Source organism: Nitrosovibrio sp. Nv4, from assembly GCF_900215485.1.
Classification (GTDB): Bacteria; Pseudomonadota; Gammaproteobacteria; order Burkholderiales; family Nitrosomonadaceae; genus Nitrosospira.
In genome coordinates, this window is the sequence record NZ_OCMZ01000001.1 from 1,589,874 (window position 1) to 1,616,249 (window position 26,376).

Consider the following 26,376-nt stretch of genomic DNA (forward strand, 5'->3'; position numbering starts at 1 on the left):
GCAAATGGCAAAAAATAGCACTCCGCGCCATGTCGGCTTCATTCCAGACGGGAATCGCCGCTGGGCCATGAACCGCGGCCTGCCTAAAGAGGAGGGATATGTATCAGGTATCGGGCCGGGTTTATCACTCTACGAAATATGCAAAAAACGCGGAATAGCCGAAGCTTCCATTTACTGTTTTACGCAAGACAATACCAAGCGGCCCAACGCTCAGAAGCTTGCCTTTACCGATGCATCCGTAGCATTTGCTTTTGAAATTGCTCGCCGCGGCGCGGCCCTGCTTGTTCTGGGCGATGAGACTTCCGCGCAGTTTCCCAAGGTTCTGGAATCATTCAGAACGCGCCAGGGCACCGGCATGAAGGTGAATCTACTCATTAACTATGGATGGGAATGGGACCTGGATGGCCTTAAAAATGGGGGTTTGCGCTCAAATGATGTTTCGCGTCTTGACCTCATTGTGCGGTGGGGAGGAGGGCGCCGCCTGAGCGGTTTTCTCCCGGTGCAATCGGTGTATGCGGATTTTTATGTCAGGGATGAATACTGGCCGGATTTCGAGCCCCAGCATTTTGAACATGCCTTGTCCTGGTTCAAGCGGCAGGACCGGACATTTGGCGGGTAGATCCGCCGCAGTAGCGGCCCGTCGGAGGAGTCCATATCGAGAATCCGAGTGCAGGGATACCCCGTGACGTGTCAGGAGAGAGTACATCGCAGAGGATTAGGTTTTGCCGACATATGAGCGGAGATAAAACCAGAATGATAAAGCGGCCCACTTTCGAACAGATGCGAGACTTGGCTGGCAGTCTGCACATGCACATGTCTGAGCAAGAAATTCGGGATTATATGGAGCTTATGGAGGCTACATTTCAAGCCTATGACCGGGTCGACGAGCTCCCCGACAATCTTCCGGTAGTCACTTATCCACGCACCGCAGGGCATCACCCCTCTCCGTCCGAAAATACCCTCAATGCCTGGTATGTGAAGACCGACATCAGAGGAGCAGATAAAGGTGTTCTCCAAGGGCGGAAGATCGTGCTTAAAGACAATATATGTCTGGCAGGTGTTCCGATGATGAACGGTGCCTCAACACTCGAGGGGTACGTTCCAAATGTTGATGCCACGCTTGTAACGCGAATCCTGGATGCGGGAGGAACGATTGCAGGTAAGGCTCATTGCGAATATTTCTGCCTCTCGGGCGGTAGTCATACTTCGGCCCATGGGCCGGTCCATAACCCCCACAAGCATGGATATATGGCGGGTGGTTCCTCCTCTGGTTGCGCTGCCCTGATTGCCACCGGGGAAATCCCAATGGCAATTGGCGGCGATCAAGGCGGGTCCATTCGTATTCCATCCTCATTCTCAGGGGCTTATGGAATGAAACCGACACATGGCCTGGTGCCGTACAGTGGAGTTTTTCCCATTGAAAGCACAATTGATCATGTTGGCCCAATTACCGCGACTGTGGCCGATAACGCGCTACTGCTTGAGGTTATTGCCGGAGAGGATGGATTGGATCCGAGGCAATGTCATGTAACGACAGCGAAGTACACTGATTCTCTCTCCAAGGGTGTTTCCAGGCTAAGGATCGGGATCGTCAAGGAAGGGTTTGGTCACCCAAATAGTGAGGCCGATGTAGACGAAGCAGTGCGAATTGCAGCAAAAAAATTTGAAACATCAGGTGCAGAGGTACGGGAAATATCTATCCCCATGCACCTTGACGGCGCTGCCATATGGACACCTATAGCCCTTGAGGGTCTGCAGGCGCAGATGATGTCCGGTAACGGATTCGGCTTCAACTGGAAAGGATTGTATCTACCCGATTTGATGAGCTTTCACTCGAACTGGCGGACTCGGGTAGACGAATTGTCACCATCACTCAAGATATCCATGCTCATCGGCGAATATTTTATTCGCCAACATGGAGGGTGTTACTACGCCAAAGCGCAGAACCTGAGCCGGCGGCTACGCAATGCATATGACGACGCCCTGTCGGATGTTGACCTTCTTGTTATGCCGACCCTACCCATCAAGGCCAAACCGATTCCCCCAGCAAACGCGCCTCTGGCAATTATGATCCAGCGAGCTTTCGAGATGATTCCTAATACGGCCCCCTTTGACGCCACAGGTCATCCCGCAATGTCCGTCCCTTGTGGAATGCGCGACGGACTACCAGTTGGAATGATGCTGGTCGGTAAGTACTGGGACGAAAGCACGATATACCAGGCAGCAGCTGCCTTTGAAGCGACTAAGGATTGGCGAAAGATGTAGCGGCCTCGCAATGTTTCCTGGACGGCATTCCGCAACAGCGTATCAATTTTTTGGCGTAAAGGAGATAAAACATGTCAGCAGCCTCGGATGCGAAAAGAATGTTCGTCGAAAACCTCAATGCCTTCGGCGACCAAAAAAGCCAGCCTGAAAAATATAACCTTTATCTCGGCCTTATTTATCTGGTAGCGTCCGTTGAGCAGATCCAGCAGGACTTGGAGCAAATCAAGCAGCAACTGGAGAAGCGGCATTGAATTTTGCCGCAAATTTATCGGTTAAAGTGTTTGCGCGTCATAGATTCGACATATTGTTATGAGAAGATCATTTCCGGTGTTTACATTTACCCCTTCTGTAAACATCTTGGGTCCGTCCTCTCCGATATTGACCCATGCCCAGCCACGGTTAGTCCGTCTGGGCTTTTTTGTTTCCAAAGGAAATAGGGTCAAACATTATTATTCCTGCTAACTCCGCTCATTTAGTTCAGGATGAACCGCCATGGCCTGCCTTCCCCGTTACACCATTCCCGGCCAACCGCAGCATATAATCCAGCGCGGCAACAACCGGCAGGCAATCTTTGTTGTTAAAGCAGACTATCAGTTTTTTCGAAATGCCTTGGTAGAAGCGGCCAGGAAGCACGGCCTGAGCATCCACGCATATGTCTGGATGACCAACCATATCCATCTATTAGCGTCGCCAGAATTCGACGATAGCATCAGCAAAGTCTTCCAGTCAGTTGGTAGACGTTATGTACAGTACTTCAATTACACTTACCAGCGCAGTGGCACGCTATGGGAAGGGCGCTACCGGGCGACAATCGTGGATAGTGAACAATACCTGCTGACCCTGATGCGGTACATCGAGCTCAACCCGGTGCGGGCAGGTATCGTTGCTTATCCTGAGGATTATCCCTGGTCGAGCTATTGCTACAATGCACGAGGTGAGCAGGGGTTAAACGCGGACTGGTTGACGCCGCATGAGGAGTATTTGCGATTAGGACGCGATGAGGCGGATAGACAAAGCGCGTACCGCCAATTATTCAGGTCGGCCATTTCTATCGATAACCTGACAGAAATTCGCGAATGCACACACAAGGGCTGGGCCTTGGGAGGGGAGAGGTTCAGAAAACAGGTTGAGGCAGTTAGTCAGCGCCGTGCCGCATCCAAGGGGGTGGGCAGGCCGAGAAAAAGTGATAATGATGTTTGACCCCATTTCCTTCAAGGGAAAGGATTATTTTTCCTACCCGAATTCATCAGTGGACCATTAAGCACAAATGCGAGCTCAACAAGATCAAAAAGCCGGTTGAGCTTTACGAGCTTATGAATGAAAGCGCGGCAATAATTGCCTTATCCGATTGGTCCTGCCCCCTTGGAGTACTGTCAATAACTGTACGCGTTAAACTTCCAAAGAAGGCACTGATCCCTTTTCCCCGCGCATATAGATTCTTTCATAGCTAACGCCACCATATATGGTATTTATAAAGGGAAGAATATGGTACAGTATGAGCAGATTGTAGCGCCCATCATGCATCTCTGCTGGTTGCGCTGCACGTTACAAAGCGGCTCAATGGCGCAAAGGCGAGCAATCGCTTAAGCGTCAGAGCGGGAAAACGCAGCACGCCCGGGTCCTCTTACGAGGCGATCAGCATCGCGGGTTCCGTCAGCTTTGAATCGTCTTCTACCCCCGGAAATGTCGGGAAGGCGACCAATAAACGTGTAGGGGGACAGTGTGGCAGGGTTGGGGGCGCGCAATCAAGGTTGAGTTGCGGGATGTTTACTCGAAGCTCACTTGTTCGCGTACTTGTGAAAGGGCTAGTTGTGTCAGTTCTCTTAGCCTTACAAACAAAGACGTGTATAGGAGACGCATTTATGTCAATGTCATATTATCGCAGCTCGGCTGCTGTGGAGGTAATAAGTAGCGCCCATCATGCATCTCTGCTGGTTGCGCTGCACGTTACAAAGCGGCAAAATGGCGCAAAGGCGAGCAATCGCGTAAGCATCAGAGCGGGAAAACGCAGCACGCCCGGGTCCTCTTACGAGGCGCTCAGCATCGCGGGTTCCGTTATGACTTTTCTGCACTGGTTCGGGGGGACCGACACCAGTGCTGAGTCTGAAAATGTCTAAGAGCGCTTTTCTATCCGTCACTAGCTGGAATTCAATGAATGCTAGTTGGCAAGTCCTAAAGAAAAAATCCCGTCCTTCCTCCAGAAATACAGTTGGTATCGATGGTGTTTCAATAAATGATTTTGCGCGTGATGAGAAGGGTAATCTAAATAAACTTTGCCTGAGTTTTAGGAAAGGTAAATTCGGTTATGAAAAGCTTCGGCCTCATCTAATACCTAAAGCGAACGGAAAGGACCGGTTAATATGTGTGCCGACGGTAATTGATAGAATTGTTCAACGAGCGCTGCTAGAAGAATTATCGACCAAATATTATGAGCGGCTTGCTAATAGGATCAGCTTCGGTTTTATAAAAAACCGAGGCGTTGGTGAAGCAGTCTCAGTCGCTTGTGTTCAACGAAAAAAAAATCCTTGGGTATTTAAAACTGATATTACTTCCTTCTTTGATTCTGTAGATCGCAAAATCCTTGCTGGCGCTATCACTAAAAATATTAGAGAAACGTCATTGCACAAATTATTAATAGAAGCGTCGGCCTGCGAAATCCAACATACATCATCCAGAGATAAAACTCGTATAAAAAAACTCGGTATAAAAGAAGGGCTAGGAATAAGACAAGGAATGCCTTTATCGCCTTTCTTTGCCAATTTATTACTTCTCAAGTTTGACGAAACAGTACAAAAGAAAAAATACGCATGTGTGCGTTATGCCGATGATTTAATTTTTTTTGCAAAAAATGAAAATGAATGTAAGGAGATTGCGGCGTTTTGTAGTGAAGAGCTGGGAAACTTAGGATTGGCTATCCCTAGGATTGAATTAGATTCTAAATCAACTATTCATGATCCAGAAACACCAGCAGAGTTTCTGGGGCTCGGACTTTGTTTGGATAAAAGCAAGTATGTGCTTCGCTTGATGCCAAAACAATTGGAAAGGATTCGAGAAACTTTTTCTCAAATGACATCAATTAAGGAATTGCTCTCGCGAAGAATTACCCTAGCAACCCTAGGAAGGGCCATAGAATCAAGAAAAAATGGTTATCTTCATGCCTATGGAGATTGCATCAATTTCCGCGAATTCGAAAATTGTATGAAGGATATTCAACAGAAGATATTGAAGAAAATATACGTTGGTGAGCTAAAAATGGATTTACGGAAACTTCCTGTAGAGGCAAAGACGTTTTTGAGCCTTTAGAGGTTTGATCTAACATTGACTGTTAGATTCAAATTGCTTTCGACACAATGCAACCACACAAAATCTAACAATCCTAAGCATATCGGATCACTTTCACGGCGCCCAAAAGTAACTCTCCCTTGAGTCCAAAAAGCCAAAGTGGATCATTAAATTCATATCCTGTGAATAAACGTGATAAAGAACCCTATATTAGTAATTCTCCGTGCCAGATTATGCGTCATTTTTGTCGCCTACTTTACGTTAGCCCCCAATAGGTATCCGTGCCGCTCATCTATCCCGATCTTGCTTGGTACTCGTCGCAGAGCAAGCGGAAACGGCTCCCAGGCCGTTGCCCGCATGCGAGCATCCATCGTTGCCCTCGCTACTTTGAGAGCACGGCACTTCTCTCGGACGCGGGAATCACTACACGAATGTCAAAGGAGTTGTATGGTGCCACTCTCGCCAAGTGGCGCGCCCACGAACTCGCCTCTGTGACAACCGAGACAGAAGCATCGATCTCCGGCGGCAAGAACCCGAGTTGCTATTCGAATTTCTGTCCCGAGGTTGCCTACGATACATTCAGACTGTTTAGCAGTACGCTCATTCGGATAGGGGACGACATTGATAGGCAACTCGCTGAGCAGCTTATCGCAGAAAATCCGGCGTCGGAAGGAAAAGACTGGCGCTGGTTGTGGAGCTACGTCGAACCACTCCATTTCTCAGATTGCCCCTTGTACGCCAAACTGCATCAGGAGAAGTCAGTGTCTAATATCACATTCAATGGCTCGGTCACGGGAAACATCAATGTCGCGGGCTACTCAATCACCGCGCAGACCATGTCACTTTCGCTCGCCGATATTCTCACGAAGATTGAAGCGTCAAATGTCGAGGCGCCTGAGAAAGAAGCCGCCAAATCGAAATTGGCTGAGTTCCTTGCTCATCCTGTCGTGGCCGCAATAATCGGCGGGCTGGCTGGCAAAATTGGGGGCTAACCTCTCAGTCAACCGGACCACCTGCAAGCGGCGCTTGCAGGTCTCCTCCACGTTTTGCACGCTGATTAACACCTTGGCGGATGGTTACTCAAGCGTTAGGCTTCAGAAGGCCGCCCATAACAGCACGCCCCAGTGAAGAAGTCCCACAGCTTAGTAATTGTCGCCATCGGATTCCTAGTTCCGATCGTTTTTTACATCCGCCAGTTTCACGGAGACCTGTCCACCGAACATGGTCGCTGGGGAGAGTTTGGCTCATACTTAAGCGGAGTATATGGTAGCTTAGCGCTTATTATACTGGCGTACACAACGCGCCTAACTCGGGATCAGTTCAAACGTCAAAATGAGGATAGCGTCTTCTTCAAACTCTTTGAGTCTCTCCAGAACCGAATCGAACACAGCACTATCACAGTTGGCGACTCGGGGTCTTCGGCGCCCAAAAGCCTGAAGCATATTGCAGAGAGATTTTATTCCGAACTGTCAACAGAATCGGTGGAGATCGCACGAATGCTGCTTTGCAAGACGCCTGAGACTGTCTCAAACATCCACTACTCGAAAATATTCGAGGCATTGAACGGCTCGCGCTTCTCTGAAACTCTGGTGGAAGATCGAAACGCCTTCATAGCCGATATCACCGCGCAAGGTGAATTCAACAGGCGATGGGAACGCCTAAAGGCGTACATTGGATCACGCGGCGAGGAACCCGAGAAAGTCCGCGAAGCACTACTCGCCACAGGTCGTATGAACTTCTACAAGATTCCTTTCGAAGAACGACAGCGTCATTATGCAAATGCTCTCCGGCAGATCATGCGCGATCACGGGGAATTTCTCGATGGATACTTCAGAAATCTTCTCTTCGTTGTAGAACTTGCTGAAAATACCAGCAACAGGGACTCATATGTTAAGTTCATCAATGCACAGCTAACCCGCTACGAGATTGTAATAATTTTCTATATGATCGCGGGCGGCGAAGAATCGATTCCCGGCGCAATCAACTTTCATAAACTTGGCCTGCTAAATCGACTACGAACGATTGACTGCCAGTCTCTGATGATTGATAGCCCAGGGGATGAAGAGATCGAACGTGAATTAAATAGTGTCTTCAAGAATTGAAGGCTCTCAAGTTGATCATCCTAAGTTATTAATTTACGGACGCGCCGGCGTGCTGCCTCCGCGCGCCACTTACCTCAAACATTGAGCGTCCGTTATCAGGAAAAATAATTGTTTGAAATGTGGTGTGCGACTTTGGTCACAGGGGGACGTGTCGGATTTGAACCCGCGGATTAAGGGTTCATATCGATAGTGTCTACATATCGTCTACACGAATAACAATGGCTTATAGATTAATTCTATAAACCATTGTTATTATTGGTGCCGACACCAAGAGTCGAACTCGGGACCTTCTGATTACAAATCAGCTGCTCTACCAACTGAGCTATGCCGGCGCGGGTGCAATTATAGAGGTTGGGAAGCGGGGGAGCAAACTTGTGAAGGTGCTGCAAAAGTGAGCAGAAATCTACTTGATGACCTGAAAGCGGCGTTTTACACCGGCGGACGATGAATTTTGCCGTGTCGGCTCTGATTTGTCAGACTCCTCGATGCTGTTTTCAGCCTGGGCTTTATCGCTTTCACCCTCAAGTGTGAAGAGTATGCCTTGAGTCGTTTCCTTGGCGAATATTCCCTGGATTGCGCCAACCGGCACCGAAATTTCGCGCGAGACGCCGCTAAATCGGGCGGAAAACTGAATCACATCATTACCGAGCGTAAGATGATGTGCGGCATCATGGCTGATGTTAAGCACAATCTCGCCATCTTTTACAAATTCATCGGGTACACGAGTCTGGGCATCTACCTTAACGGACAGGTAGGGCGTTAAGCCGCTATCGGAACACCATTCGTAGATGGCGCGAATCATATACGGCTTGGTGGAAAGCTCTTTCATTTGCGCATCGCCTTCTCGGAGGCGGTGAGTGCATCGATGAATGCCGGCCTGCTGAACAGCCGTTCGGCGAATTTCAATAGCGGTGCGGCCTGTTTGGGTAGCTGAATGCCATAGTGATCCAGTCGCCACAGCAGGGGCGCAATTGCCACATCGAGCATGGAAAATTCATCCCCCAGCATATATTTCTGCTTGACGAATACCGGCGCAATCACTGTCAGGTTATCGCGTATGGCTGCGCGTGCCTTATCTGCAGCCTTCTGATTTCCATGCTCGACCGCATCAATATGGCAAAAAAGCTCCTGCTCAAAGCGATGCAGAAATAGACGCGCACGGGCACGCATCACCGGGTCCGCAGGCATCAACTGCGGATGAGGAAAGCGGTCATCGATATATTCATTGATGATGTTGGACTCGTAGAGGATAAGATCACGCTCTACCAGCACTGGCACCCTGCCATACGGACTCATTACCGCAAGGTCTTCCGGCCTGTTATGCAAATCCACATCGATGATCTGAAAATCCATACCTTTCTCATACAGCACGATACGACAGCGGTGGCTGAACGGACAGGTAGTGGCTGAATACAATGTCATCATGACTTGTTATTTTCAGCGTATATGGGCGGAATACTTTGTAACAGATGAGAAATAATCAATGGACGTCCTTCCAGTATTCCTGTTTCAGTGCATAGGTCAGTCCCAGCATGGCAAACAGGAAAAGCATTACAATAATTCCCAATTGTACCCGTTTAGTGGCAGCCGGCTCACCCAGATAGACCAGGAAGTTAACAAGATCAGTAACATATGCGTCATACTCTGTTTTTGAGAGCGTACCGGGCTTGTCGAGTTTCAGTTCCTTTACCTCATGTGTGCCGCCATGGCCATCGTCGACATTCTTCACCATGAGTGATTGCTCGCCCTGCAACTGATATAGCACATGGGGCATGGCAGCTTTGTCAAATACGAGATTATTCCAGCCGGTAGCGGTGGATTCATCACGATAAAACTTCCTGAGATATGTGTAGAGCCAGTCGGGACCGCGCGAACGCGCGATTACCGACAGATCAGGGGGGGCTACACCCAACCATTGCTTGGCGTCTTTAGCCTTCATGGCGACAGTCATCAGTTCACCCACCTTCTGTCCGGTGAATATCAGGTTATCGCTGACCTGGTTCTCCGTGAGTCCGATATCTCTTAGCCGGTTATAGCGCATATATTCCGCGCTATGGCACGACAGGCAATAGTTGACAAAGGTCTGTGCACCGCGTTGCAGCGAAAGCTTGTCGCTGGCATGGATCTGGGCGCGGTCCAACTTCACATCCGAGCCGCTGGCAAACGCGACAAGCGGAGCCAGGCAAAAGACCAATAAAATACTTGTTATTTTTCTCATTCTGTCACCCTGGTTGGTTCAGGCTTGGTTTTGTCTATCTTGCTGTACCACGGCATGAGAATGAAGAAGGCAAAGTAGACCACCGTGAATATCTGCGCGAGTAACGTGTAGAGAGGGGTAGGCGATTTCGTGCCGAGGTAGCCAAGCACAAAGACACTAATGACAAAGAGTGTGAGGGCAAACTTGAAAATTGGCCCCTTGTAGCGGATCGATTTAACGGGACTGCGGTCCAGCCAGGGCAGCAGGGCGAAGATTGCGACCGAACCACCCATCAGCACGATACCCCAGAGTTTTGCATCTATCCAGAGAAAATTAACGGTGACCGCCCGCAGCATCGAGTAGTACGGAGTGAAGTACCATACCGGAGCGATATGGTCGGGCGTTTGCAGCGTATTGGCGGGAACGAAATTGTTGTACTCAAGGAAGTACCCACCCATTTCCGGGGCGAAAAATATGATCCCGGTGAACAGAATCAGGAACACGATCACGCCAAAAATATCCTTCACGGAATAGTAGGGATGGAAAGGGATGCCATCCACCGGAATATGCGTCACAGGATCCTTGTTTGCCTTGATTTCAATCCCATCCGGGTTATTCGAGCCGACTTCATGCAATGCCAATATATGCACTACCACCAGCACCACCAGCAAAACGGGCAGAGTCACGACGTGATAGGCAAAAAAGCGGTTGAGCGCGGCGTCCGACAGCATGAAGTCGCCGAGCAGCCAGTTCGAGAGCGTTTCGCCTACTACCGGAATTGCACCGATCATGCTTATGATCACCTGCGCGCCCCAATAGGACATTTGCCCCCAAGGCAGGATATAACCGGTAAACGCCAGCATCATCAGGACGAAAAAGATGCCCATGCCGATCAGCCAGAGAAGTTCGCGTGGCTTGCGATATGAGCCGTACATCATGCCGCGGAACATATGCAGGTAGACGACCACAAAGAACATGGATGCGCCAGTGGAATGCATATAGCGGATCAGCCAGCCGAAATTCACATCCCGCATGATGTATTCCACGGACGCGAATGCCATGCTCGCGTCCGGCTTATAGTTCATGGTGAGAAAAATACCGGTGAGAAGTTGATTCACCAGGACAAGCATGGCCAGCGAGCCGAAGTAATACCAGAAATTGAAATTCTTCGGTGCGTAATACTCGCTAAGATGAGCCCTCCAGTTGGCGGTTAACGGAAAACGCGCGTCTATCCAGCCGACCATGGATTCCAATCGTTTGCTCATTTATGCGGTCTCCTTACGATCAGACCCGATCAACAGGCTGGTATCGCTTAAATACGTATGGGGAGGGACGACCAGATTCGTTGGCGCCGGAACGCTTTTGTAGACGCGGCCGGCCAGATCGAACTTGGAACCGTGACAGGGGCAGAAAAAACCGCCCAGCCAGTCGGCGCCGAGATCCGCGGGAGCGATATCCTTGCGGTATACGGGAGAGCATCCCAGGTGGGTGCAGACGCCTTCCACTACGAGAATTGCCGGCTTGATGGAGCGTGTTTCATTTTGCGCATATTGGGGTTGCTGGGCCTTTTCCGATTTGGGATCAGCTACCTGACCGTCAAGCTTCTTCAGGTTAGCCAGCATATCCGGGGTACGGTTCAATACCCACACTACCTTGCCGCGCCATTCCACCAGAAGCAGCATCCCTGGCTCAAGCTTGGTGATGTCGACCTCAACCGGTGCGCCAGCCGCTTTTGCGCGTTCACTGGGCATCATACTCAACACAAAAGGAGTTGCCACCGCAGCAGTTGCGATCCCCCCCGCAATCGAAGTTGCGACGAGGAGAAAGCGCCTCCTGCTGTTCATTTCTTGTTTTTTCCCAATATCTGCCATATTTTTGCAGTCCCGTTTTTCAGTTCGGACCTCTAAAAAAACTCATAAAAAACTTAACCATTTTACCATAGTACGTATTGGAAAATAAATATGCATTGTAAAAACTTGTTGATTGGACGGTAAAAACCGCTATACATCACTCTTTATTCATCAACGCGCTGCGAACGCATTTTCTCGGCGCATCGTCGGGTTTGGTCGTTTTTTTCGCGATGGGCGTTTTGGCCTGGCTTGTCCATATACCATTTATATTATTTCTACTGAGGGAGAACCGCATGGCGGCCGCCACGGCCATTTAGAATAGATCGCCGAACGGATATCAGAAATAAGGTAAGGTAGCTACCCGCTGATGTAGCTGATCGGGCTCACAAGCAAACGTCGGATGAACACTATTGCGTGCGGCTGGTCCAATAAATACATGTTTTGAGTTCATAACTATGAAGAAACCGCTCGTTAACTGCCCGCAATGCGGCAAGATTATCATCTGGGATATCAGCAATCGGTACCGCCCTTTTTGTTCCGAGCGCTGCAAGCTGATCGACCTCGGACAATGGGCCGCGGAATCCTACCGCATCCCTACGGAAAAGAATACGGAAAACCAGGAGAACGATCCATTAAAAGATGAGAAGTAGGCGGCCTGTCCAGACATTCATCAGGTAATACTTCGCATCACTGCTATGCCGTGTCCGCCGTGGTCCCATGCTGTGGTTAAATCACATGGGTGCAGCCCGCCTAGCGCATATACGGGTATGGGGCAGCCATGAGTGAGCGCGGCAAATTTCTGCCAGCCTAGCGGGGTAGATCCGGAATGGCTCAATGTCGGCAGTACGGGAGCCAGCACGACAAAATCCATGCACAACTGCTGGGCTCGAAAAAGCTCTTCCGCATTGTGACAGGATGCACCGCACCATTCGATATCCGGGCGCTTTACCAGATTCATCAGCTGTTTTGACGGAAAATGTATTCCGTCCGCGCCTGCTTCGCGGCAGAAGTCAACGTTGGCAACGTCGCCGTTCAACAATACCCTGGCACCATGACGATGAGCAAGGGAAATTGCTTCACTTGTAAAATCGTGCAATGCTTTCCTTGCCATCTCTTTCTCACGTATCTGCACCAGGCGTAGCCCTTTTTGCAATGCGCATTCAATCCGGGCTAATGCAACGTTCGCTCCCCATTCCGCGGCATTGGTAATTCCGTAGATCGGCGGCAGGTCGAGTGCGCGCAAGACAGGTGCGTTGGCCGGCAGCATCGGTTCAACCCGGGTATTGTTGGCAAACTGCCATGACAACTCTTGGTCTTCACAGGGCTGCGGATCGCCACGCCATTTTACGACACGATAAAAGCAGAGGTGTACGGTAGCGTGCGGATAGGTAAACGTGCGGGTGATCCAGGGATAGGCATGCTCGACATATATACCCAGTTCTTCCAGCAACTCGCGCCTGAGCGCGTGCAGCAGCGGCTCGTCGGGGTTCACCTTGCCGCCGGGGAACTCCCAGTAGCCCGCGTAAGGCTTGCCTTGGGGTCGGCGCGCCAGAAGGAAAGCGCCATCGGGTCGGGTGATGACCCCAGCAGCGACTTCAACGATATCAGAGGGATGAAACATGCCGAACGGAATTATTTACGGCCCCCCGTTGTCTCTGTTCCACTTGTTCCATCTGTTTTCTGTTTTCCCGCCCAGTCACGCGCAAACTGCCACGCTACGCGTCCGCTTCGGGATCCGCGTCCCAGCGCCCATTGCAGTGCCGCTTCACGTATTGAAGGAGCCGTTTTTTCCACACCGAAATAGGTGAGCCAATATTCGAGTACGGTCAGGTATTGCTCCTGATCGAACGGGTGGAACGATACCCACAGTCCGAAACGTTCCGATAACGAAATTTTTTCCTCGACCGCTTCACTGGGGTGGATTTCTTCTCCTATATGCCTTGCGTCCAGATTGTCCTGCATGGATTCGGGCATCAGATGGCGGCGATTGGAAGTCGCGTAGACAAGGACGTTTTCAGAAGCCGTGGCGATGGAACCGTCGAGTACTACCTTTAATGCCTTGTAGCCAGGCTCGCCAGCCTCGAACGAGAGGTCGTCACAATACAGGATGAAGCGTTCCGGGCGCCGATGTATTTTTTCGACGATATCGTGCAGATCGGTGAGATGATGCTTTTCCACTTCAATTAAACGTAATCCCGTTGCCGCATACTTGCTCAGCATTGCCTTCACTAACGATGACTTTCCTGTTCCACGCGCACCCGTAAGTAGCACGTTGTTGGCGGGATGGCCTCGTACGAACTGATGCGTATTCTGGTCTATGAGTTTTTTCTGCCGTTCGATACCCTGCAAGGCGTCGAACGCAATGTGATGAGCGTGGGTAACAGGTTGAATAAAGCCAGCACCGCCGCTTTTTCGCCAGCGGAAAGCCATGGCGGCGTTCCAGTCAGGCTCGGGCTGGCCAACCGCAAGCAACCCCTCCATACGGGAAAGTAATGTTTCGGTCCGATCGTATAGCTTGTCCCAATCTTTCATGAGTATCCATCCTAATATCGTATTGCAGCAAACGGAGGTCGACCATAAAGGTCTGCGCCAGCAGTCACATCGCCCCGGCAATACAGCATATTTCGTAGCATATCGATGTTTCGCTTTTCGATCCTTGATACCATCACCGGCGATGACTAAAGAGCACGGAGCGGCAGCGCACCTGGGTGCGCGTCATATGTGTGCTATCGAACGGAACCGCTCAGCTGAAAACGTCATGATTTGGCGTGTTACGTTAAGCGTATGCGAGGTGCTGCGGTTTGGGTTCCTATCGTAACAGACTGTAATAAATAGAAACAAGGAAGATAGAATCTTTGTTGGGACGCGGCGATTGGTTAGTGCGTGCTTTCCCGGAGGTTTCCTTTAAATGAAGCAAAACATTTAGGAGAAGACATCATGAATATGCCCAGTAAAAAATCAATTATTTCTCTCGCCATAGGATCCGCTGTTGCCGCAACCTTCGGTACCGCATCGATTGCGTCCGCGGCCGAGAACCCTTTCACTGCGCAATCCCTGGATAAAGGTTACATGGTGGCCGAGTCTCATTATCACGACAAGGACCCATATGGCGACAAGAAGGATGGGTACGGCGAAAAGAAGGGCGATAAGAAGTATGGTGAGGGCCGATGTGGAATGTCTATGGCGGATACCGACAATGATGGCCGAGTCAGCAAGGATGAACATGCGCGCCATGCTGAAACAATGTTCGAACGGATGGATACCAATATGGATGGGTATATCGATAAGGATGAAGCAAGCAAGATGAGAAAGAAGCATGGTCACGGCGACCGGCATCGGTCCGGTGACAGGTATGGTTCCGGCGACCGTGGTGATCGTGGCGGCGTGGACGTGTATCGTGAGCGCGAATACGGAGCGGGCGAAACAGTAGATCGCGACCTGCCTCACATGAGGCCCATGGGTCAGTAAGAGAAAGGGCGCCGGATAGCGGTTGCATCGCTCTGCTCAGGTTAGCGGTCTATCGAGCAACTTGAAATAGCCCCTATTGAGTCAGGCTCGTTGCGCGCAACCGATGTGCGCAACGAGCAGCCGTTTGTTTGCTCCTGTATGCTTCCGGTTTCGGGTAATGCTCCGGGTTAATGCTCCCCCAGGTTAGCTTCGATAATCCGCGTTGATCTTTACGTAATCATAGGACAGATCGCACGTCCAGACGGTTGCCGATGCCTGTCCTCTGTTCAGCACGACACGCACGGTGATTTCAGATTGCTTCATCACACGCTGGCCATCCTGTTCGAGGTAGCCCTCGGCCCTGCCGCCCTTTTCCGCGACCAGCACATTATCCAGATAGAGTTGCAATTTGCTGATATCAAGCTTCTCTATGCCCGCATAGCCAATGGCTGCGAGTATTCGGCCAAGATTTGGATCAGATGCGAAAAAAGCTGTTTTAACCAGCGGTGAATGTGCAATGGCGTACCCAGCTTTAAGGCATTCATCCATCGTCTTGCCGCCATCGACCTGTATAGTGATGAACTTGGTGGCGCCTTCCCCGTCGCGTATGATAGCTTGCGCAAGCTGCGTCGCAACCTCGGTTATTGCATCTCGCAGCTGGGCAAAATCAGCGCTTTTGTTATCCGTGATTGCTGAATTGGCGGCACGGCCGGTCCCGATCAGAATGAAAGCGTCATTCGTTGACGTGTCGCCGTCCACCGTGATGCGGTTAAAAGAGTTTTCTGCTGCGTATCGCACGATTTCTTCCAGCAGCGGCTGGCTCAAGGCGGCATCGGTTGCGATATAACTCAACATTGTCGCCATGTTTGGATGAATCATCCCCGAGCCCTTGGCAATGCCGGTAATGGTCGCGGGTGTGCCATTGAGAGAAACCTGCTTCGATGCCGCCTTGGATACGATATCGGTTGTCATGATTGCCTGCGAGGCAGCAAACCAGTTATCCGTCTTGAGGTCGGCTACCGCTGCGGGTAATCCGGCAATAATCCTTTCCAACGGTAGCCGTTCCATAATCACCCCGGTGGAAAATGGCAGTACCTGGCGGCTGTCGCAATCGAGCAATCGCGCCAGTTCGGCGCAAGTAGCACGGGCGTTCACAATTCCCGCGTCCCCTGTGCCTGCGTTGGCGTTACCGGTATTCACCACTAATGCACGCACTGAGCATGACGGGTTCAGATTCGAAAGATGTTCTTTAGCGACTATTACTGGCGCGGCACAGAAATCGTTTTGTGTAAAAACGCCGGCGACCGTTGCGCCTTCATCCAAAGTGATCACGAGCAGGTCCCTGCGGCCGGGTTTTTTTATGCCGGCTTCGGCAGCGCCCAGGGCGACGCCTTTTATTGGCAGCAGTTGCTCGGGTAGTGGAGGTGTGAAGTTGACTGGCATAATAATGCAACCGGTAATAATTTAAGGACCTGTAACGGTCTCAATCAAAATAGCATGATGGTATTATCTTTCACCGTTGCCTTGAACTCGACTCGAAAGGACATGCGATGGAAATAGAAATAGCACAGTATGCTAACTCATCTTTAATATCCTCCGCCCGATTTTCCTCATTCTTTAGGCCCAATGACTATCAACATTAACGTAACAGACACAATTCTTCGCTCTGCAACAAGTAGTTGCTTGTCAGTTTCCTGTTTGAGTTTCCTGTGGGATATAAATCCATTCTGGAAATTCACTTGCCGCATTCCTGGCAGACATGATAACTGCCCATTGCTCAGGAATGGGAGGAAAACCCGTGAATTGCGATAAAGAGCTGGACGTGCGGGGCTTGAACTGTCCCTTGCCTATTCTGCGCACCAAAAAATCCCTGATGGACATGACGACCGGGCAGGTATTGAAAATCATGGCGACCGATCCCGGTTCGGTAATCGACTTTCAGGTCTTTGCCGATCAGACGGGCAATGAGTTGCTCTCTTTGTTGGAAGCAGCTGGAGAATTCACGTTTTATATGAAGAAGAAATGATGGATCATGGTCTCTGGCCGCGATACTTAAAGTGATCGAATCTGCGGATGCAAGTATGCCGAAGATTGGAGCAGGAGCAAAGCTATCCAAAGAAAGTTATCGAGCAGATTGTTGAGGACTTTCTTCCAGGGCTGAAACCGCGGCGCTCTGGTAGACGAGGATATAATCAAAGCGCCGCGCATGCATCGGCAGCTGCGGCCAGATTCCGGTATCGCGCCAGCAACGATAGCGGAACAGGAAATTCAGAATTGTCCTGCATCGCTCTATGTGCGGCGACCATCGCGCCTAGCATGATTGCACGGCCGCAGCTGTCTCCCCCGGCACGTATATTGGACTCGACTGCCGTACGATAGTCAGTTGCTTGTTGCGCAATATGAAAAATAACCGGCAAGCCTTCCGTGACGTGGCAAGCAAGGCCAAAGCGCTCGGCAGCCGCAACGCCATCCAGCTTTGGCATAGCCAATGCCTGCTCCAGCAGCGGTCGAAGCGCGGCTCCTGCAAACGGCAATGCGTCCGTCAAAGCTTGCGTCATGGGCATGCCGTGCAATAGGCTGAACAATGCGGCGGAGGAACACCGTGCAGCGGCGACCGCCAGTTCATTGTTATTTGTCACGCGTACCACTTCCTCGGCACGTTTCATGAGGTCTTCCAAGGTCCCGTCATGCGTGGCGACGAGTGCCGGAAGCGCTGCCAGAGCCGGGTGCTGGTCGTCATCCGCGCCTGATACCGCTGGAAACTCAGCGGGTTCAAGGAACAGCAGTTTGCGCAATGTCATGCGGGTAGGGGAGTCGATGTAACCGACAAATTCTCCGCCAGGCCCAAAGTGTGCGCGGTATTCGGTCTGATACTCAATGCGGTTGAAGTTACCGTGCTTTGCCAGGTGCTTCAGCATCAATAAACAAACCTCACCATAGCCGGTGGACTCGCCGGGCGCTTTTCGACCATGCGCGAGGTAACCTTTTTTTCCAGCATAGTTGATTGCTTCGGGTTGAAGAAAAGTCAATCCTTTGACTGCTTCAATCTCTGCAATGCGCGCTTGGTCGTAAAGCCAATGCAGACCCAGCGCCGCGGAATCCGCAACAAGTGCGCCAAGAACGGCAGCGGTATTAGCGTTCTTCATTTTAAAATTCCTTTTCTGCCCCAGCACACGTCAGTTGGTTTTACATTACCTGGTCAGATACTTTTATGAAGCTACTTTTGAGGCTAAATTTCTTCTTCCACCGGCAGCCTTCGCGCCTCATCTTCCAGCATTACAGGAATGCCATCCCGGATTGGGAAAGCCAGCCGGTCCCCCTTGCAGATCAGCTCATTTTCGGATTTCCTGTATAGCAGCGGCGCCTTGCACAAAGGGCATACTAAAATATCGAGCAATTTCGAATCCATAAGTTTTCCTCAACTTTAATACGATTACGTCAATCCATACGCTCCTGCTTCATGCAGACCCGCAGTAGCCACATGAGGCCACGCACTGAACACTGACGCAACCCCCATCAGCGAAGAATCTGTACTGGCCGCTTTCATTCTATCGGTTGTGTCCCGCGATTGCAGAATTGTTGTACTTTGCCCTCGCACCGCCTGATCCCTTATCTGGATGAAATGGTATGCCCAATATTACCAGCGGGGCTATCTGGGATTCTCGGTCGTGAACGTGATGTGATTGTATCCCGCCAGTCGCGCGGCCTCCATCACTGTTATAACGGACTGATGTGTGGCCTGGGCATCCGCATTGATGACAATCACCGGGTCGGGACGATCGCCTGCGGCTGCACGTAATTCCTCACTGAGCCGTTCGGTACTGGAGTGTTCAATGGCTGTACGGTTGACCGTATAGTTCCCGGCCGCGCTTATCGAGATATCAATGACATTCGGACGCTCACTGGGTTTGTCGGAGGTAGCCTGCGGCAGACTGATTTCCAGTTCGGAGAATTTCGAGTAAGTGGTGGTAATCATGAGAAAAATCAGAATTACCAGCAATACGTCGATCATTGGCACCAAATTGATTTCCGGTTCTTCTTTTTGCCTGCCACGCTGGAAATTCATGCTGTTTAGCCGTATCGCGATAGATGAACGTAAACGAAAATAAGGCTATATCTGAAAACCGAAAGTTGAACTGCCAGTTCTGCTTCGGTTTTGCAGTTGTCCTTTTGCAGTTGTGCAAATTAACCCGTTCGTCCCCGGATGAGATATTGATAAAAATGCTTGTCCTGTAAACAGTGCCGCAGCGTTAACTTTCCTTGCCGGGCCGGAAATCCACTTGGCGCTCGCCATGAACGATTTCTACCAGTTTCAACGCCTGCAATTCCATTTCTATCACCAGCGCATCCACTTTAGCACGGAAATAACGGTAAAACATGATGCTGGGGATGGCTACCAAAATGCCGAATGCGGCGTTGTAGAGTGCCACGGAAATACCGTGAGCGAGTTGTGCCGGATTGCTGCCGCTAGTAGGGGAATTCGCGCCAAAGATTTCAATCATGCCAACCAGCGTCCCAAACAGACCCATCAGCGGGCTCAGGGAGGCAATGGTTCCTAACGTGGTGAGATATCGTTCAAGATCGTGAGCGACAGCGCGACCGGCTTCTTCAATGGATTCTTTCATGACTTCGCGCGTGCTTTTGTCATTCCTCAACCCTGCGGCAAAAATCTGGCCCAGAGGAGAGTGTTTCTGCAGACGCGCCAGCATATCGGTACTGACGCCGCTTTTCCGATACTCTTGTACGACTTTGGACAACAGATCTCTCGGTGTTACCATACTCAGGCGCAAAGCCCACATGCGTTCGCCAATAATGCCGACAGCGACGATGGAAGCCAAAATGATCGGCCAGATCGGCCAACCGGCAGCTTGAATCAAAGCGAACACCAATTACCTCTCAGCACAAATCAGAGCCGTAATGTAGCTTGCCTCCATGATTTCGGCAAGGATGGGGTCGTTTTTTCTTTTCCACAATAGCTGTGGATAAGTTTGTGGGTAATTTGCAAATAGAAGCATTAAGTCGCCCTGCCATAACAACTTTTTCTGATTAGATTAATTTTTGAACTTAAGTAAAACCGTTAAAAAACAAGTACTTAATCTCAACCCTAGCGTTCATGCGGGTTTGCCCGCTGCAATTATGCATTTTTCGTGACAAGTGTGGATTATTGTAGAATGTCAAGATGAATTTCATTATGGAAATGGAGCTTGCCCGGACGATTCTGAGCGTGAGCGAATTAAATCGTAGCGCCAAAGACTTGCTGGAGCAGGCTTTCCCGCTGTTATGGGTTGCCGGCGAAATTTCGAATATCAAACGCTACGGTTCGGGCCATTGGTATTTTTCGCTCAAGGACGCGGACGCCCAGGTGCGCTGCGTCATGTTCAGGGATAAAAATCAGTACCTCGACTGGCAGCCCAGGGACGGCATGCGAGTGGAGGTGCGCGCGCTGGTGACGTTATATCCTGCGCGCGGGGATTTTCAGCTGAGTGTCGAGCACATTCGCCGCGCCGGACAAGGCGCTTTGTTCGAAGCTTTCGAGCAACTCAAGGCCAAACTCGGAAACGAGGGACTGTTCGACTCCGACCGCAAAAAACCGCTCCCGCTATTCCCGAAGCAGATCGGTGTCGTTACATCTCCAGCCGCCGCTGCACTGCATGATGTGCTATCCACCCTGCAGCGGCGTATGCCTTCCGTGCCCGTGATCGTTTACCCTACACCGGTACAAGGCACGGGCGCTTCCGTAAAAATAGCCGCGGCTATTCAAAACGCTGCAAACCGCGCTGAATGCGATGTTCTGATTCTATGCCGCGGCGGCGGCTCTATCGAAGATTTGTGGGCGTTTAATGAGGAGGTAGTGGCACGCGCAATCGCCGCTTGTCTCGTTCCCATCATCAGTGGAGTAGGTCACGAGACGGATTTCACCATTGCTGATTTTGTGGCTGACATTCGTGCACCCACGCCTACCGGCGCATCTCAGCTCGTCTGTCCGGATCGTGAAGAATTGATCCGCCTTGGCGAAATTCTTGGGGGTCGCATGCATCGCGCTGCCCAGCGTGATATTGAAGGCCGCATGCAGTATATGGATATGCTCGAATGCCGCCTGATACACCCAGGAAGGCGAATTGATGACCGGATTGCGCATCTTCAGCGTTTACACAAGCGACTTGCTGGCTCCTGGCTGCGGATTTCCGAGAGCAGAAAGTGGCGTTTGCGTGAGCTTGAACAGCGCATTATTGCAGCCGGGCCGGACATATCGCGTCTGGATGAACGCCAGCGCGAGCTCAGCCTGCGCTTGCGCCGGGCCGTTGCCGTTCGAATGGAAACGCTCATGATGAGCTTGCAGCGCCGGCAGGCAGACCTTGCCCACCTTAACCCGAAATCGGTGTTAGAGCGCGGTTACAGTATTACCTATGCGGCTGACGGGGCGGTGCTCCGAAAAAGCGATGAGATCAATGCTGGTGATACCATCCAGGTGGTGTTTGCCAAAGGATGGAGCAAGGCGTCCGTGACAGAGAAAGGTGAGTAGCTCCTGATTGATCCCAAAAAACCTGCGATCATTGTGGACATTTTGACAACGGTGATGCAGACTTGGAATTCGCCAGACCATCTGTATAGCTTCTCAAGTACCATATGGATCACGGCTCGCTGGCATAAGCCGCCTTTCATGCTCGCGTCCGTTAAGTCCGTTAAGCTCATGCGGCCCTTGCGGGTTCATCGAGTTTTATTTAGCTCCCTCTCATCAGGAACGTTTACCTCCAATGTCAAGAACCTTCATCATGCTAGGCGCTATCAACGCGTTTCTATGTGTCGCTTTCGGCGCGTTCGGCGCGCATGGTTTGAAACAAAGACTCGCTGCCGACATGCTTGCAGTATATCAAACGGGCGTGCAGTATCATTTTTATCACGCGTTGGGTCTTGTCTTGGTTGGTCTCATGCTGTTGCACTTTCCAGCATCCAAACCGATAGTATTGTCGGGCTGGCTGATGCTTGCGGGAATTGTTCTATTTTCCGTGAGTCTTTACGCCCTGAGTCTGACGGGAATACGCGGACTTGGCGCCATCACGCCGTTGGGCGGGGTTGCATTCCTGAGCGGTTGGGCGTTGCTCGCCTATGGAGCATGGACCGCGAAATAACTCCCGGCTCAGTGGTCATTGTTGTCATACCTGGACCGTTGTGACGCTCCACTATTTCTTCGCTCCCTGTCCGCGCGGGCTGGAGTCCGCGCTCGTCTCCGAGCTGGAGCGGCTTGGCGCCTCTTTCGTAACCGGACACGATGGCGGGGTGCAGTTCCAGGGCGACTGGACGATCTGCTACCGGGCTAATCTGGAAAGCCGCATTGCCAGCCGCATTCTCTGGCAGGTTGCGAGCGAACTGTATTCCAGCGAAGCCGATGTGTACGAAACAACTCACGCATTACCCTGGAAAGAATGGTTCGATCCGGCGCTTACCATCCGCGTTAAGGTCGCGGCCATCAAATGCCCATTGCGCAGTCTGGAGTTTGTCACGCTCAAGATCAAGGATGCGGTTTGCGATAAATTCCGCGAGACGGCGGGTTGCCGCCCCAGCGTGAATACGGTGCAGCCGGATATCCGCATTCACGGCTTTCTGAATGCCCAAAGATTTTCTTTGTATCTTGACACCTCCGGCGACGCTTTATTCAAGCGTGGTCTTCGAAAAAACGCTGGGGAGGCTCCGATAAGAGAAAATCTCGCCGCCGGGATTTTGTCGCTGACAGGTTGGCAGCCCGACATTCCGCTGCTTGACCCGATGTGTGGCAGTGGCACGTTCCTGCTTGAAGCCGCACAGATCGCATTGAATATCGCGCCAGGAGCGGGGCGCAGTTTTGCTTTTGAAAAGCTGACGAAATTTGATAAAGATCGGTGGGACCAGCTTAAGGAAGCCGCGATAGCTCGGCAAAAGCCGAGAATACCCCAGCCAATATTCGGCAGCGACTTGTACGGTGATGTTTTGGCTACTGCCCGCGCAAATTTATCCGATGCGGGGTTTGCTGAACTGGTTACCCTCAAGCAGGCGAACGTGCTGGAAATTTCTGCTCCTGCGTCTTCCGGTTTTCTTGTGACCAATCCCCCTTATGGTGTACGCATAGGGGAACACCAACAGCTTATGGAGTTTTACCCGAAACTGGGGGATGCGCTGAAGAAAAAATTCAGCGGATGGACTGTTTATATCGTCACTGCGGATCCGCTTCTGCCAAAATCCATCCGTTTAACACCTGCGCGCCGCATCCCTCTGTTCAATGGCGCGCTGGAATGCCGCTTGCTGGAATATAAAATGGTTGCGGGCGGAATGCGCAGAGTGAGAAAAGCCGACGTTACGAAGGACATAATGACGCCCCTGGATCAGACTGTCAAAAGCAGGCATGGTTAATCCGACAAAGTCAGGAACAAGGGTAATATTTCTATTGATATTTCTGGGCTGTACAGGCCTGGTCGGTTATGCCCTTTATCTTCAGTTAGTAAAAAATCTTTTGCCCTGCCCGCTTTGCGTCGTGCAACGCATCGCCTACTGGCTGGTGGGTTTAACTGCGCTATTGGCGTTTTTCCACTCCCCCGATGCAATAGGACGACGGATTTACAGCGGCCTGATGGCGGTCTTTGCATTCGCCGGCGCGGCAGTTGCATTGCGTCATGCGTGGCTGGTTCGCTATCCGGAGGCATTCGAATGTGGTATCAGCCCGGAAGAAGCATTTTTGAACGCCTTGCCGCTTGCGCAATGGTGGCCAGGCATGTTTGAAGCGAATGGGGATTGCGCGGACGTAACCTGGAAGTTCGCGTCACTCACTCTTCCGGATTGGTCGGCAATTTTTCTCATGGTCTTTGGTGGTCTTGCGATTTACGTTTTGCTTGCCAGCCGCAATAGGCGCTAATGACGTGACTGGAAATACTACATCGGGAATTTGACAATAAGTGCCGGAAAACGCGAATGGAGAGCTATTTGCTCGGATGAGATTGCCCGGGCTTGAAAATTGAACATCCCGCCCATACTTATGATCTACCTTTGATACGAGAGAGCGGAATTAACCCATGAAACGGATTTTTCTATTTATAGTAACCAACCTGGCAATTTTGCTGGTTCTGAGTATTACCCTGCGGATATTGGGCGTGGACCGCATGCTCGACGCAGAGGGCGGTATAGATTTCAATTCATTGCTGATCATGTCTGCTGTGATTGGTTTTGGTGGCTCGTTGATTTCGCTCGCCATGTCCAAATGGAGCGCGAAACGGATGACCGGCGCGGTAGTGATCGAGCACCCTTCCGATCCGACCGAGCGCTGGTTAGTTGAGACCGTTCGGCGCCAGGCTGAGCTTGTCGGTATTGGCATGCCGGAGGTGGCGATTTATGACGCGCCCGACGTCAATGCCTTTGCTACCGGGATGAACCGCAATGAGGCTTTGGTGGCAGTAAGCACCGGCCTGCTGCAGAACATGCACAAGGATGAAATTGAAGGTGTACTGGCACATGAAATAAGTCATGTCGCTAACGGCGATATGGTGACGCTTGCTTTGATTCAAGGCGTGGTCAATACCTTTGTGATTTTTCTGTCCAGGGTAATCGGGCATTTTGTGGATAGGGTGGTATTCAAAACCGAAAGGGAACATGGTCCGGCTTTCCTGATCACAACCCTGGTGGCCCAGATGGTGCTGGGAATACTTGCCAGCATGATAGTCATGTGGTTCAGCCGGCAGCGTGAGTTCCGCGCGGATGCAGGCGGGGCGCAATTGGCCGGCCGTAACAAGATGATTGCCGCGCTGGAGCGCCTTAAACAACGGCATGAACCCACACAGTTGCCGGATCGGCTGGCGGCATTTGGAATTTCGGGAGGAGGCGGTGGCGTCAAAAGCCTATTCATGTCGCATCCGCCACTTGAGGTACGTATCGCTGCGTTGCGTGAGATGACCTGATCGGGTATCAGGTGGTATCGGGATTCTGTAAGTCAAAAAGGCGGGAGCAGTATATGCTCCCGCCTTTTTTTCGTGCTAATTTCCCGGCCCGTTATACTCAGTGCAAACTGCAAACTTGACCGGATTTATCGAAGAGAGAACTATCAATCGCTCAGCCTCGAATCAGTTGATATCTTCATCCTCTTCGCTCTTGGGCGGATTGCCGTCATACACCAGGTTGCGCCGCCGCTGGAGGTAGGCATCGCGTATGAACTCGTATTTATCCAATGCAGCTTCATCCAGCGTTTTCTCGGATTTAAGCAAACCCGCGCGTGTATCGGCAGCTCTGCTGCTTCCAACTATCGGGCCTATAAAAGGGGCGACGAAGAAGCTGCCTACAAAAACAGGATCGGTGGCTATGTCCAGGACACGTCCACCCGCATCTCTGGTCGAACTGGGGCCAAGAAAAGGCAGTACTACATAAGGTCCGCTCGCGACTCCGTAATGCCCTAACGTTTGTCCAAAATCTTCATCATGCTTTTCAAAACCGATGTCGCTGGCCAGATCGACGATGCCCGCAAGGCCGAAAGTGCTGTTGAGCAGCAGCCGCGTACTGCTCGTCATGGCATTGCTGAACTTGAGTTGCAGGAGGTTATTGATGGTAACGGGAATATCGTTCAAATTGGAAAAGACATTCCCTACTGCGATTTGGAGCGGATCCGGCATCACCCACCTGTAACCTTTCGCTATTGGTCTGAACACATAGTCATCAACCGACTCGTTGAACTTGAATACCGAGCGATTCATTGGTTCCCACGGATCTTGTTTACTATAAGCCGGATAAGTAGCGGGCGGGGCTGCATTCTTGAATACTGGCCCGTTAAACGATTCCCGTGCTTCTTTTCCATCATTGGTTGGACCGCTATTGCTGACCGACGCGACCGGATCAGCAGGAGCGCTCGTGCTCGTGCTGACCATGGGGCTTGTCTCAGCTGCGGCGCTTGCGCTCGCCGTAGTAGTGGTCGTGGTCGTCGTGGTGTCGGTCGTAGTGTTCTTGTCAACCGAAGTACTCGGGTTTTCACTCGTGCTGGTATTCGCTGCCGTGTTTGTATCAGTCGTGGTGTTTTTGTTGGTCGTAGCGCAGCCGTTAAGAAAAAATCCCAGGAGTATCAGTGATAATGAAGGTCTGAGGAAGCGAGCCATGGTCGAGAGATAAATGGTTTTGCAGTTGATGGTGTGAATAAGGTGAGCGCCATTATATGGCTAATCCCGGCTGGGCGCGCAAATTTTTTCTAGCAGGAAACATTGTTTCTCTTATGTTTCTTTTCACTAAT

At 51.1% G+C, this 26,376-nt stretch carries 30 protein-coding genes and 1 tRNA gene; 17 read left to right on the forward strand and 14 right to left on the reverse strand.

The features are described from left to right. The first annotated feature begins 4 nt into the window (after nucleotides 1-4). The 8 genes from CRO05_RS07100 (at nucleotide 5) to CRO05_RS07135 (ending at nucleotide 7,649) form a co-directional block, all read left to right on the forward strand. Nucleotides 5-619 carry an undecaprenyl diphosphate synthase family protein gene (locus CRO05_RS07100; RefSeq protein WP_097066406.1) on the forward strand — a complete coding sequence of 205 codons (615 nt, stop codon included), beginning with the start codon at nucleotides 5-7 and terminating at the stop codon, nucleotides 617-619. Nucleotides 620-753: 134 nt separating this feature from the next. After that, nucleotides 754-2,265, forward strand: a complete 1,512-nt coding sequence (locus tag CRO05_RS07105; RefSeq protein WP_097066734.1) for an amidase — start codon at nucleotides 754-756, stop codon at nucleotides 2,263-2,265. 71 nt (nucleotides 2,266-2,336) lie between these two features. Then, nucleotides 2,337-2,516: a hypothetical protein gene (locus CRO05_RS07110; RefSeq protein ID WP_097066407.1), complete on the forward strand. Its 180-nt coding sequence runs from the start codon at nucleotides 2,337-2,339 to the stop codon at nucleotides 2,514-2,516. Between the two features lie 241 nt (nucleotides 2,517-2,757). Continuing rightward, nucleotides 2,758-3,465, forward strand: a complete 708-nt coding sequence (locus CRO05_RS07115; RefSeq protein ID WP_097066408.1) for a transposase — start codon at nucleotides 2,758-2,760, stop codon at nucleotides 3,463-3,465. 662 nt (nucleotides 3,466-4,127) lie between these two features. Beyond that, on the forward strand, nucleotides 4,128-4,382 hold the full coding sequence (locus CRO05_RS07120) for a hypothetical protein (RefSeq protein WP_097066409.1): 255 nt from the start codon (nucleotides 4,128-4,130) through the stop codon (nucleotides 4,380-4,382). Next, complete coding sequence (locus CRO05_RS07125) at nucleotides 4,375-5,568, forward strand: reverse transcriptase/maturase family protein (RefSeq protein ID WP_097066410.1); 1,194 nt, start codon at nucleotides 4,375-4,377, stop codon at nucleotides 5,566-5,568. Before CRO05_RS07120 ends, CRO05_RS07125 begins: the two co-directional genes overlap by 8 nt. Nucleotides 5,569-5,978: 410 nt before the next feature. Further along, on the forward strand, nucleotides 5,979-6,539 hold the full coding sequence (locus CRO05_RS07130; protein WP_097066411.1) for a hypothetical protein: 561 nt from the start codon (nucleotides 5,979-5,981) through the stop codon (nucleotides 6,537-6,539). A 132-nt stretch (nucleotides 6,540-6,671) separates the two neighbouring features. Then, entirely contained in the window at nucleotides 6,672-7,649 is a 978-nt protein-coding gene (locus CRO05_RS07135; protein ID WP_097066412.1) for a putative phage abortive infection protein, read from the forward strand. Between the two features lie 256 nt (nucleotides 7,650-7,905). Here CRO05_RS07135 and CRO05_RS07140 read toward each other — a convergent pair. The 6 genes from CRO05_RS07140 to petA form a co-directional block, all read right to left on the reverse strand. Further along, nucleotides 7,906-7,981 (reverse strand) — tRNA-Thr (locus CRO05_RS07140). Nucleotides 7,982-8,052: 71 nt separating this feature from the next. Next, nucleotides 8,053-8,478 carry a ClpXP protease specificity-enhancing factor gene (locus CRO05_RS07145; RefSeq protein ID WP_097066413.1) on the reverse strand — a complete coding sequence of 142 codons (426 nt, stop codon included), beginning with the start codon at nucleotides 8,476-8,478 and terminating at the stop codon, nucleotides 8,053-8,055. After that, nucleotides 8,475-9,074 (reverse strand): glutathione S-transferase N-terminal domain-containing protein, encoded by a 600-nt coding sequence (locus CRO05_RS07150; protein ID WP_090881315.1) that lies wholly within the window; start codon nucleotides 9,072-9,074, stop codon nucleotides 8,475-8,477. The genes CRO05_RS07145 and CRO05_RS07150 overlap by 4 nt, the downstream gene beginning before the upstream one ends. A gap of 55 nt (nucleotides 9,075-9,129) precedes the next feature. Then, nucleotides 9,130-9,867 carry a cytochrome c1 gene (locus tag CRO05_RS07155; protein WP_097066414.1) on the reverse strand — a complete coding sequence of 246 codons (738 nt, stop codon included), beginning with the start codon at nucleotides 9,865-9,867 and terminating at the stop codon, nucleotides 9,130-9,132. After that, a complete protein-coding gene (locus CRO05_RS07160; RefSeq protein ID WP_097066415.1) occupies nucleotides 9,864-11,111 on the reverse strand; it encodes a cytochrome bc complex cytochrome b subunit in 1,248 nt (415 codons plus the stop codon). The genes CRO05_RS07155 and CRO05_RS07160 overlap by 4 nt, the downstream gene beginning before the upstream one ends. Beyond that, entirely contained in the window at nucleotides 11,112-11,690 is a 579-nt protein-coding gene (gene petA / locus CRO05_RS07165) for a ubiquinol-cytochrome c reductase iron-sulfur subunit (protein ID WP_369831602.1), read from the reverse strand. Between the two features lie 461 nt (nucleotides 11,691-12,151). Here petA and yacG point away from each other — a divergent pair, with 461 nt between their 5' ends. After that, complete coding sequence (yacG, locus tag CRO05_RS07170; protein WP_181319817.1) at nucleotides 12,152-12,346, forward strand: DNA gyrase inhibitor YacG; 195 nt, start codon at nucleotides 12,152-12,154, stop codon at nucleotides 12,344-12,346. Nucleotides 12,347-12,366: 20 nt separating this feature from the next. Here the strand turns inward: yacG and CRO05_RS07175 are convergent, their stop codons facing one another. Both CRO05_RS07175 and CRO05_RS07180 read right to left on the reverse strand, forming a co-directional pair. Next, complete coding sequence (locus CRO05_RS07175) at nucleotides 12,367-13,317, reverse strand: Nudix family hydrolase (RefSeq protein WP_097066417.1); 951 nt, start codon at nucleotides 13,315-13,317, stop codon at nucleotides 12,367-12,369. Nucleotides 13,318-13,328: 11 nt separating this feature from the next. After that, nucleotides 13,329-14,228, reverse strand: a complete 900-nt coding sequence (locus tag CRO05_RS07180) for an ATP-binding protein (protein ID WP_097066418.1) — start codon at nucleotides 14,226-14,228, stop codon at nucleotides 13,329-13,331. A gap of 405 nt (nucleotides 14,229-14,633) precedes the next feature. Here CRO05_RS07180 and CRO05_RS07185 point away from each other — a divergent pair, with 405 nt between their 5' ends. Further along, the gene (locus tag CRO05_RS07185; protein WP_235001325.1) at nucleotides 14,634-15,164 is read left to right on the forward strand and encodes a hypothetical protein; all 531 of its coding nucleotides are present in this window, start codon (nucleotides 14,634-14,636) and stop codon (nucleotides 15,162-15,164) included. Between the two features lie 183 nt (nucleotides 15,165-15,347). On the opposite strand, the gene argJ is transcribed toward CRO05_RS07185, so the two are convergent. Then, nucleotides 15,348-16,586 carry a bifunctional glutamate N-acetyltransferase/amino-acid acetyltransferase ArgJ gene (argJ, locus tag CRO05_RS07190; protein WP_097066419.1) on the reverse strand — a complete coding sequence of 413 codons (1,239 nt, stop codon included), beginning with the start codon at nucleotides 16,584-16,586 and terminating at the stop codon, nucleotides 15,348-15,350. A gap of 355 nt (nucleotides 16,587-16,941) precedes the next feature. On the opposite strand from argJ, the gene CRO05_RS07195 reads away from it, so the two are divergent. Next, complete coding sequence (locus tag CRO05_RS07195; RefSeq protein ID WP_090881291.1) at nucleotides 16,942-17,169, forward strand: sulfurtransferase TusA family protein; 228 nt, start codon at nucleotides 16,942-16,944, stop codon at nucleotides 17,167-17,169. 166 nt (nucleotides 17,170-17,335) lie between these two features. Here the strand turns inward: CRO05_RS07195 and CRO05_RS07200 are convergent, their stop codons facing one another. The 4 genes from CRO05_RS07200 to CRO05_RS07215 form a co-directional block, all read right to left on the reverse strand. Then, entirely contained in the window at nucleotides 17,336-18,289 is a 954-nt protein-coding gene (locus CRO05_RS07200; RefSeq protein ID WP_097066420.1) for an ADP-ribosylglycohydrolase family protein, read from the reverse strand. A gap of 83 nt (nucleotides 18,290-18,372) precedes the next feature. Continuing rightward, nucleotides 18,373-18,552 (reverse strand): Trm112 family protein, encoded by a 180-nt coding sequence (locus tag CRO05_RS07205; RefSeq protein WP_090881284.1) that lies wholly within the window; start codon nucleotides 18,550-18,552, stop codon nucleotides 18,373-18,375. Between the two features lie 240 nt (nucleotides 18,553-18,792). Then, nucleotides 18,793-19,209 (reverse strand): biopolymer transporter ExbD, encoded by a 417-nt coding sequence (locus CRO05_RS07210; RefSeq protein WP_097066421.1) that lies wholly within the window; start codon nucleotides 19,207-19,209, stop codon nucleotides 18,793-18,795. A 184-nt stretch (nucleotides 19,210-19,393) separates the two neighbouring features. Beyond that, complete coding sequence (locus CRO05_RS07215; RefSeq protein WP_097066736.1) at nucleotides 19,394-20,029, reverse strand: MotA/TolQ/ExbB proton channel family protein; 636 nt, start codon at nucleotides 20,027-20,029, stop codon at nucleotides 19,394-19,396. Nucleotides 20,030-20,322: 293 nt separating this feature from the next. Between CRO05_RS07215 and xseA the strand changes: the two genes are divergently transcribed. From xseA to htpX, 5 genes are all read left to right on the forward strand, one after another. After that, complete coding sequence (gene xseA / locus CRO05_RS07220) at nucleotides 20,323-21,666, forward strand: exodeoxyribonuclease VII large subunit (RefSeq protein ID WP_235001326.1); 1,344 nt, start codon at nucleotides 20,323-20,325, stop codon at nucleotides 21,664-21,666. A 232-nt stretch (nucleotides 21,667-21,898) separates the two neighbouring features. After that, entirely contained in the window at nucleotides 21,899-22,273 is a 375-nt protein-coding gene (locus tag CRO05_RS07225) for a DUF423 domain-containing protein (RefSeq protein ID WP_097066422.1), read from the forward strand. Between the two features lie 40 nt (nucleotides 22,274-22,313). Next, a complete protein-coding gene (locus CRO05_RS07230) occupies nucleotides 22,314-23,528 on the forward strand; it encodes a class I SAM-dependent RNA methyltransferase (RefSeq protein ID WP_097066423.1) in 1,215 nt (404 codons plus the stop codon). Then, complete coding sequence (locus tag CRO05_RS07235) at nucleotides 23,521-24,027, forward strand: disulfide bond formation protein B (protein WP_097066424.1); 507 nt, start codon at nucleotides 23,521-23,523, stop codon at nucleotides 24,025-24,027. The genes CRO05_RS07230 and CRO05_RS07235 overlap by 8 nt, the downstream gene beginning before the upstream one ends. 157 nt (nucleotides 24,028-24,184) lie before the next feature. Further along, a complete protein-coding gene (gene htpX / locus CRO05_RS07240) occupies nucleotides 24,185-25,063 on the forward strand; it encodes a protease HtpX (protein WP_097066425.1) in 879 nt (292 codons plus the stop codon). A 162-nt stretch (nucleotides 25,064-25,225) separates the two neighbouring features. Here htpX and CRO05_RS07245 read toward each other — a convergent pair whose 3' ends face one another. Beyond that, nucleotides 25,226-26,020: a VacJ family lipoprotein gene (locus CRO05_RS07245; RefSeq protein ID WP_097066426.1), complete on the reverse strand. Its 795-nt coding sequence runs from the start codon at nucleotides 26,018-26,020 to the stop codon at nucleotides 25,226-25,228. On the opposite strand from CRO05_RS07245, the gene CRO05_RS07250 reads away from it, so the two are divergent. Next, nucleotides 26,004-26,258 carry a hypothetical protein gene (locus CRO05_RS07250; protein WP_143860890.1) on the forward strand — a complete coding sequence of 85 codons (255 nt, stop codon included), beginning with the start codon at nucleotides 26,004-26,006 and terminating at the stop codon, nucleotides 26,256-26,258. The genes CRO05_RS07245 and CRO05_RS07250 overlap by 17 nt on opposite strands. Nucleotides 26,259-26,376 lie beyond the last annotated feature (118 nt).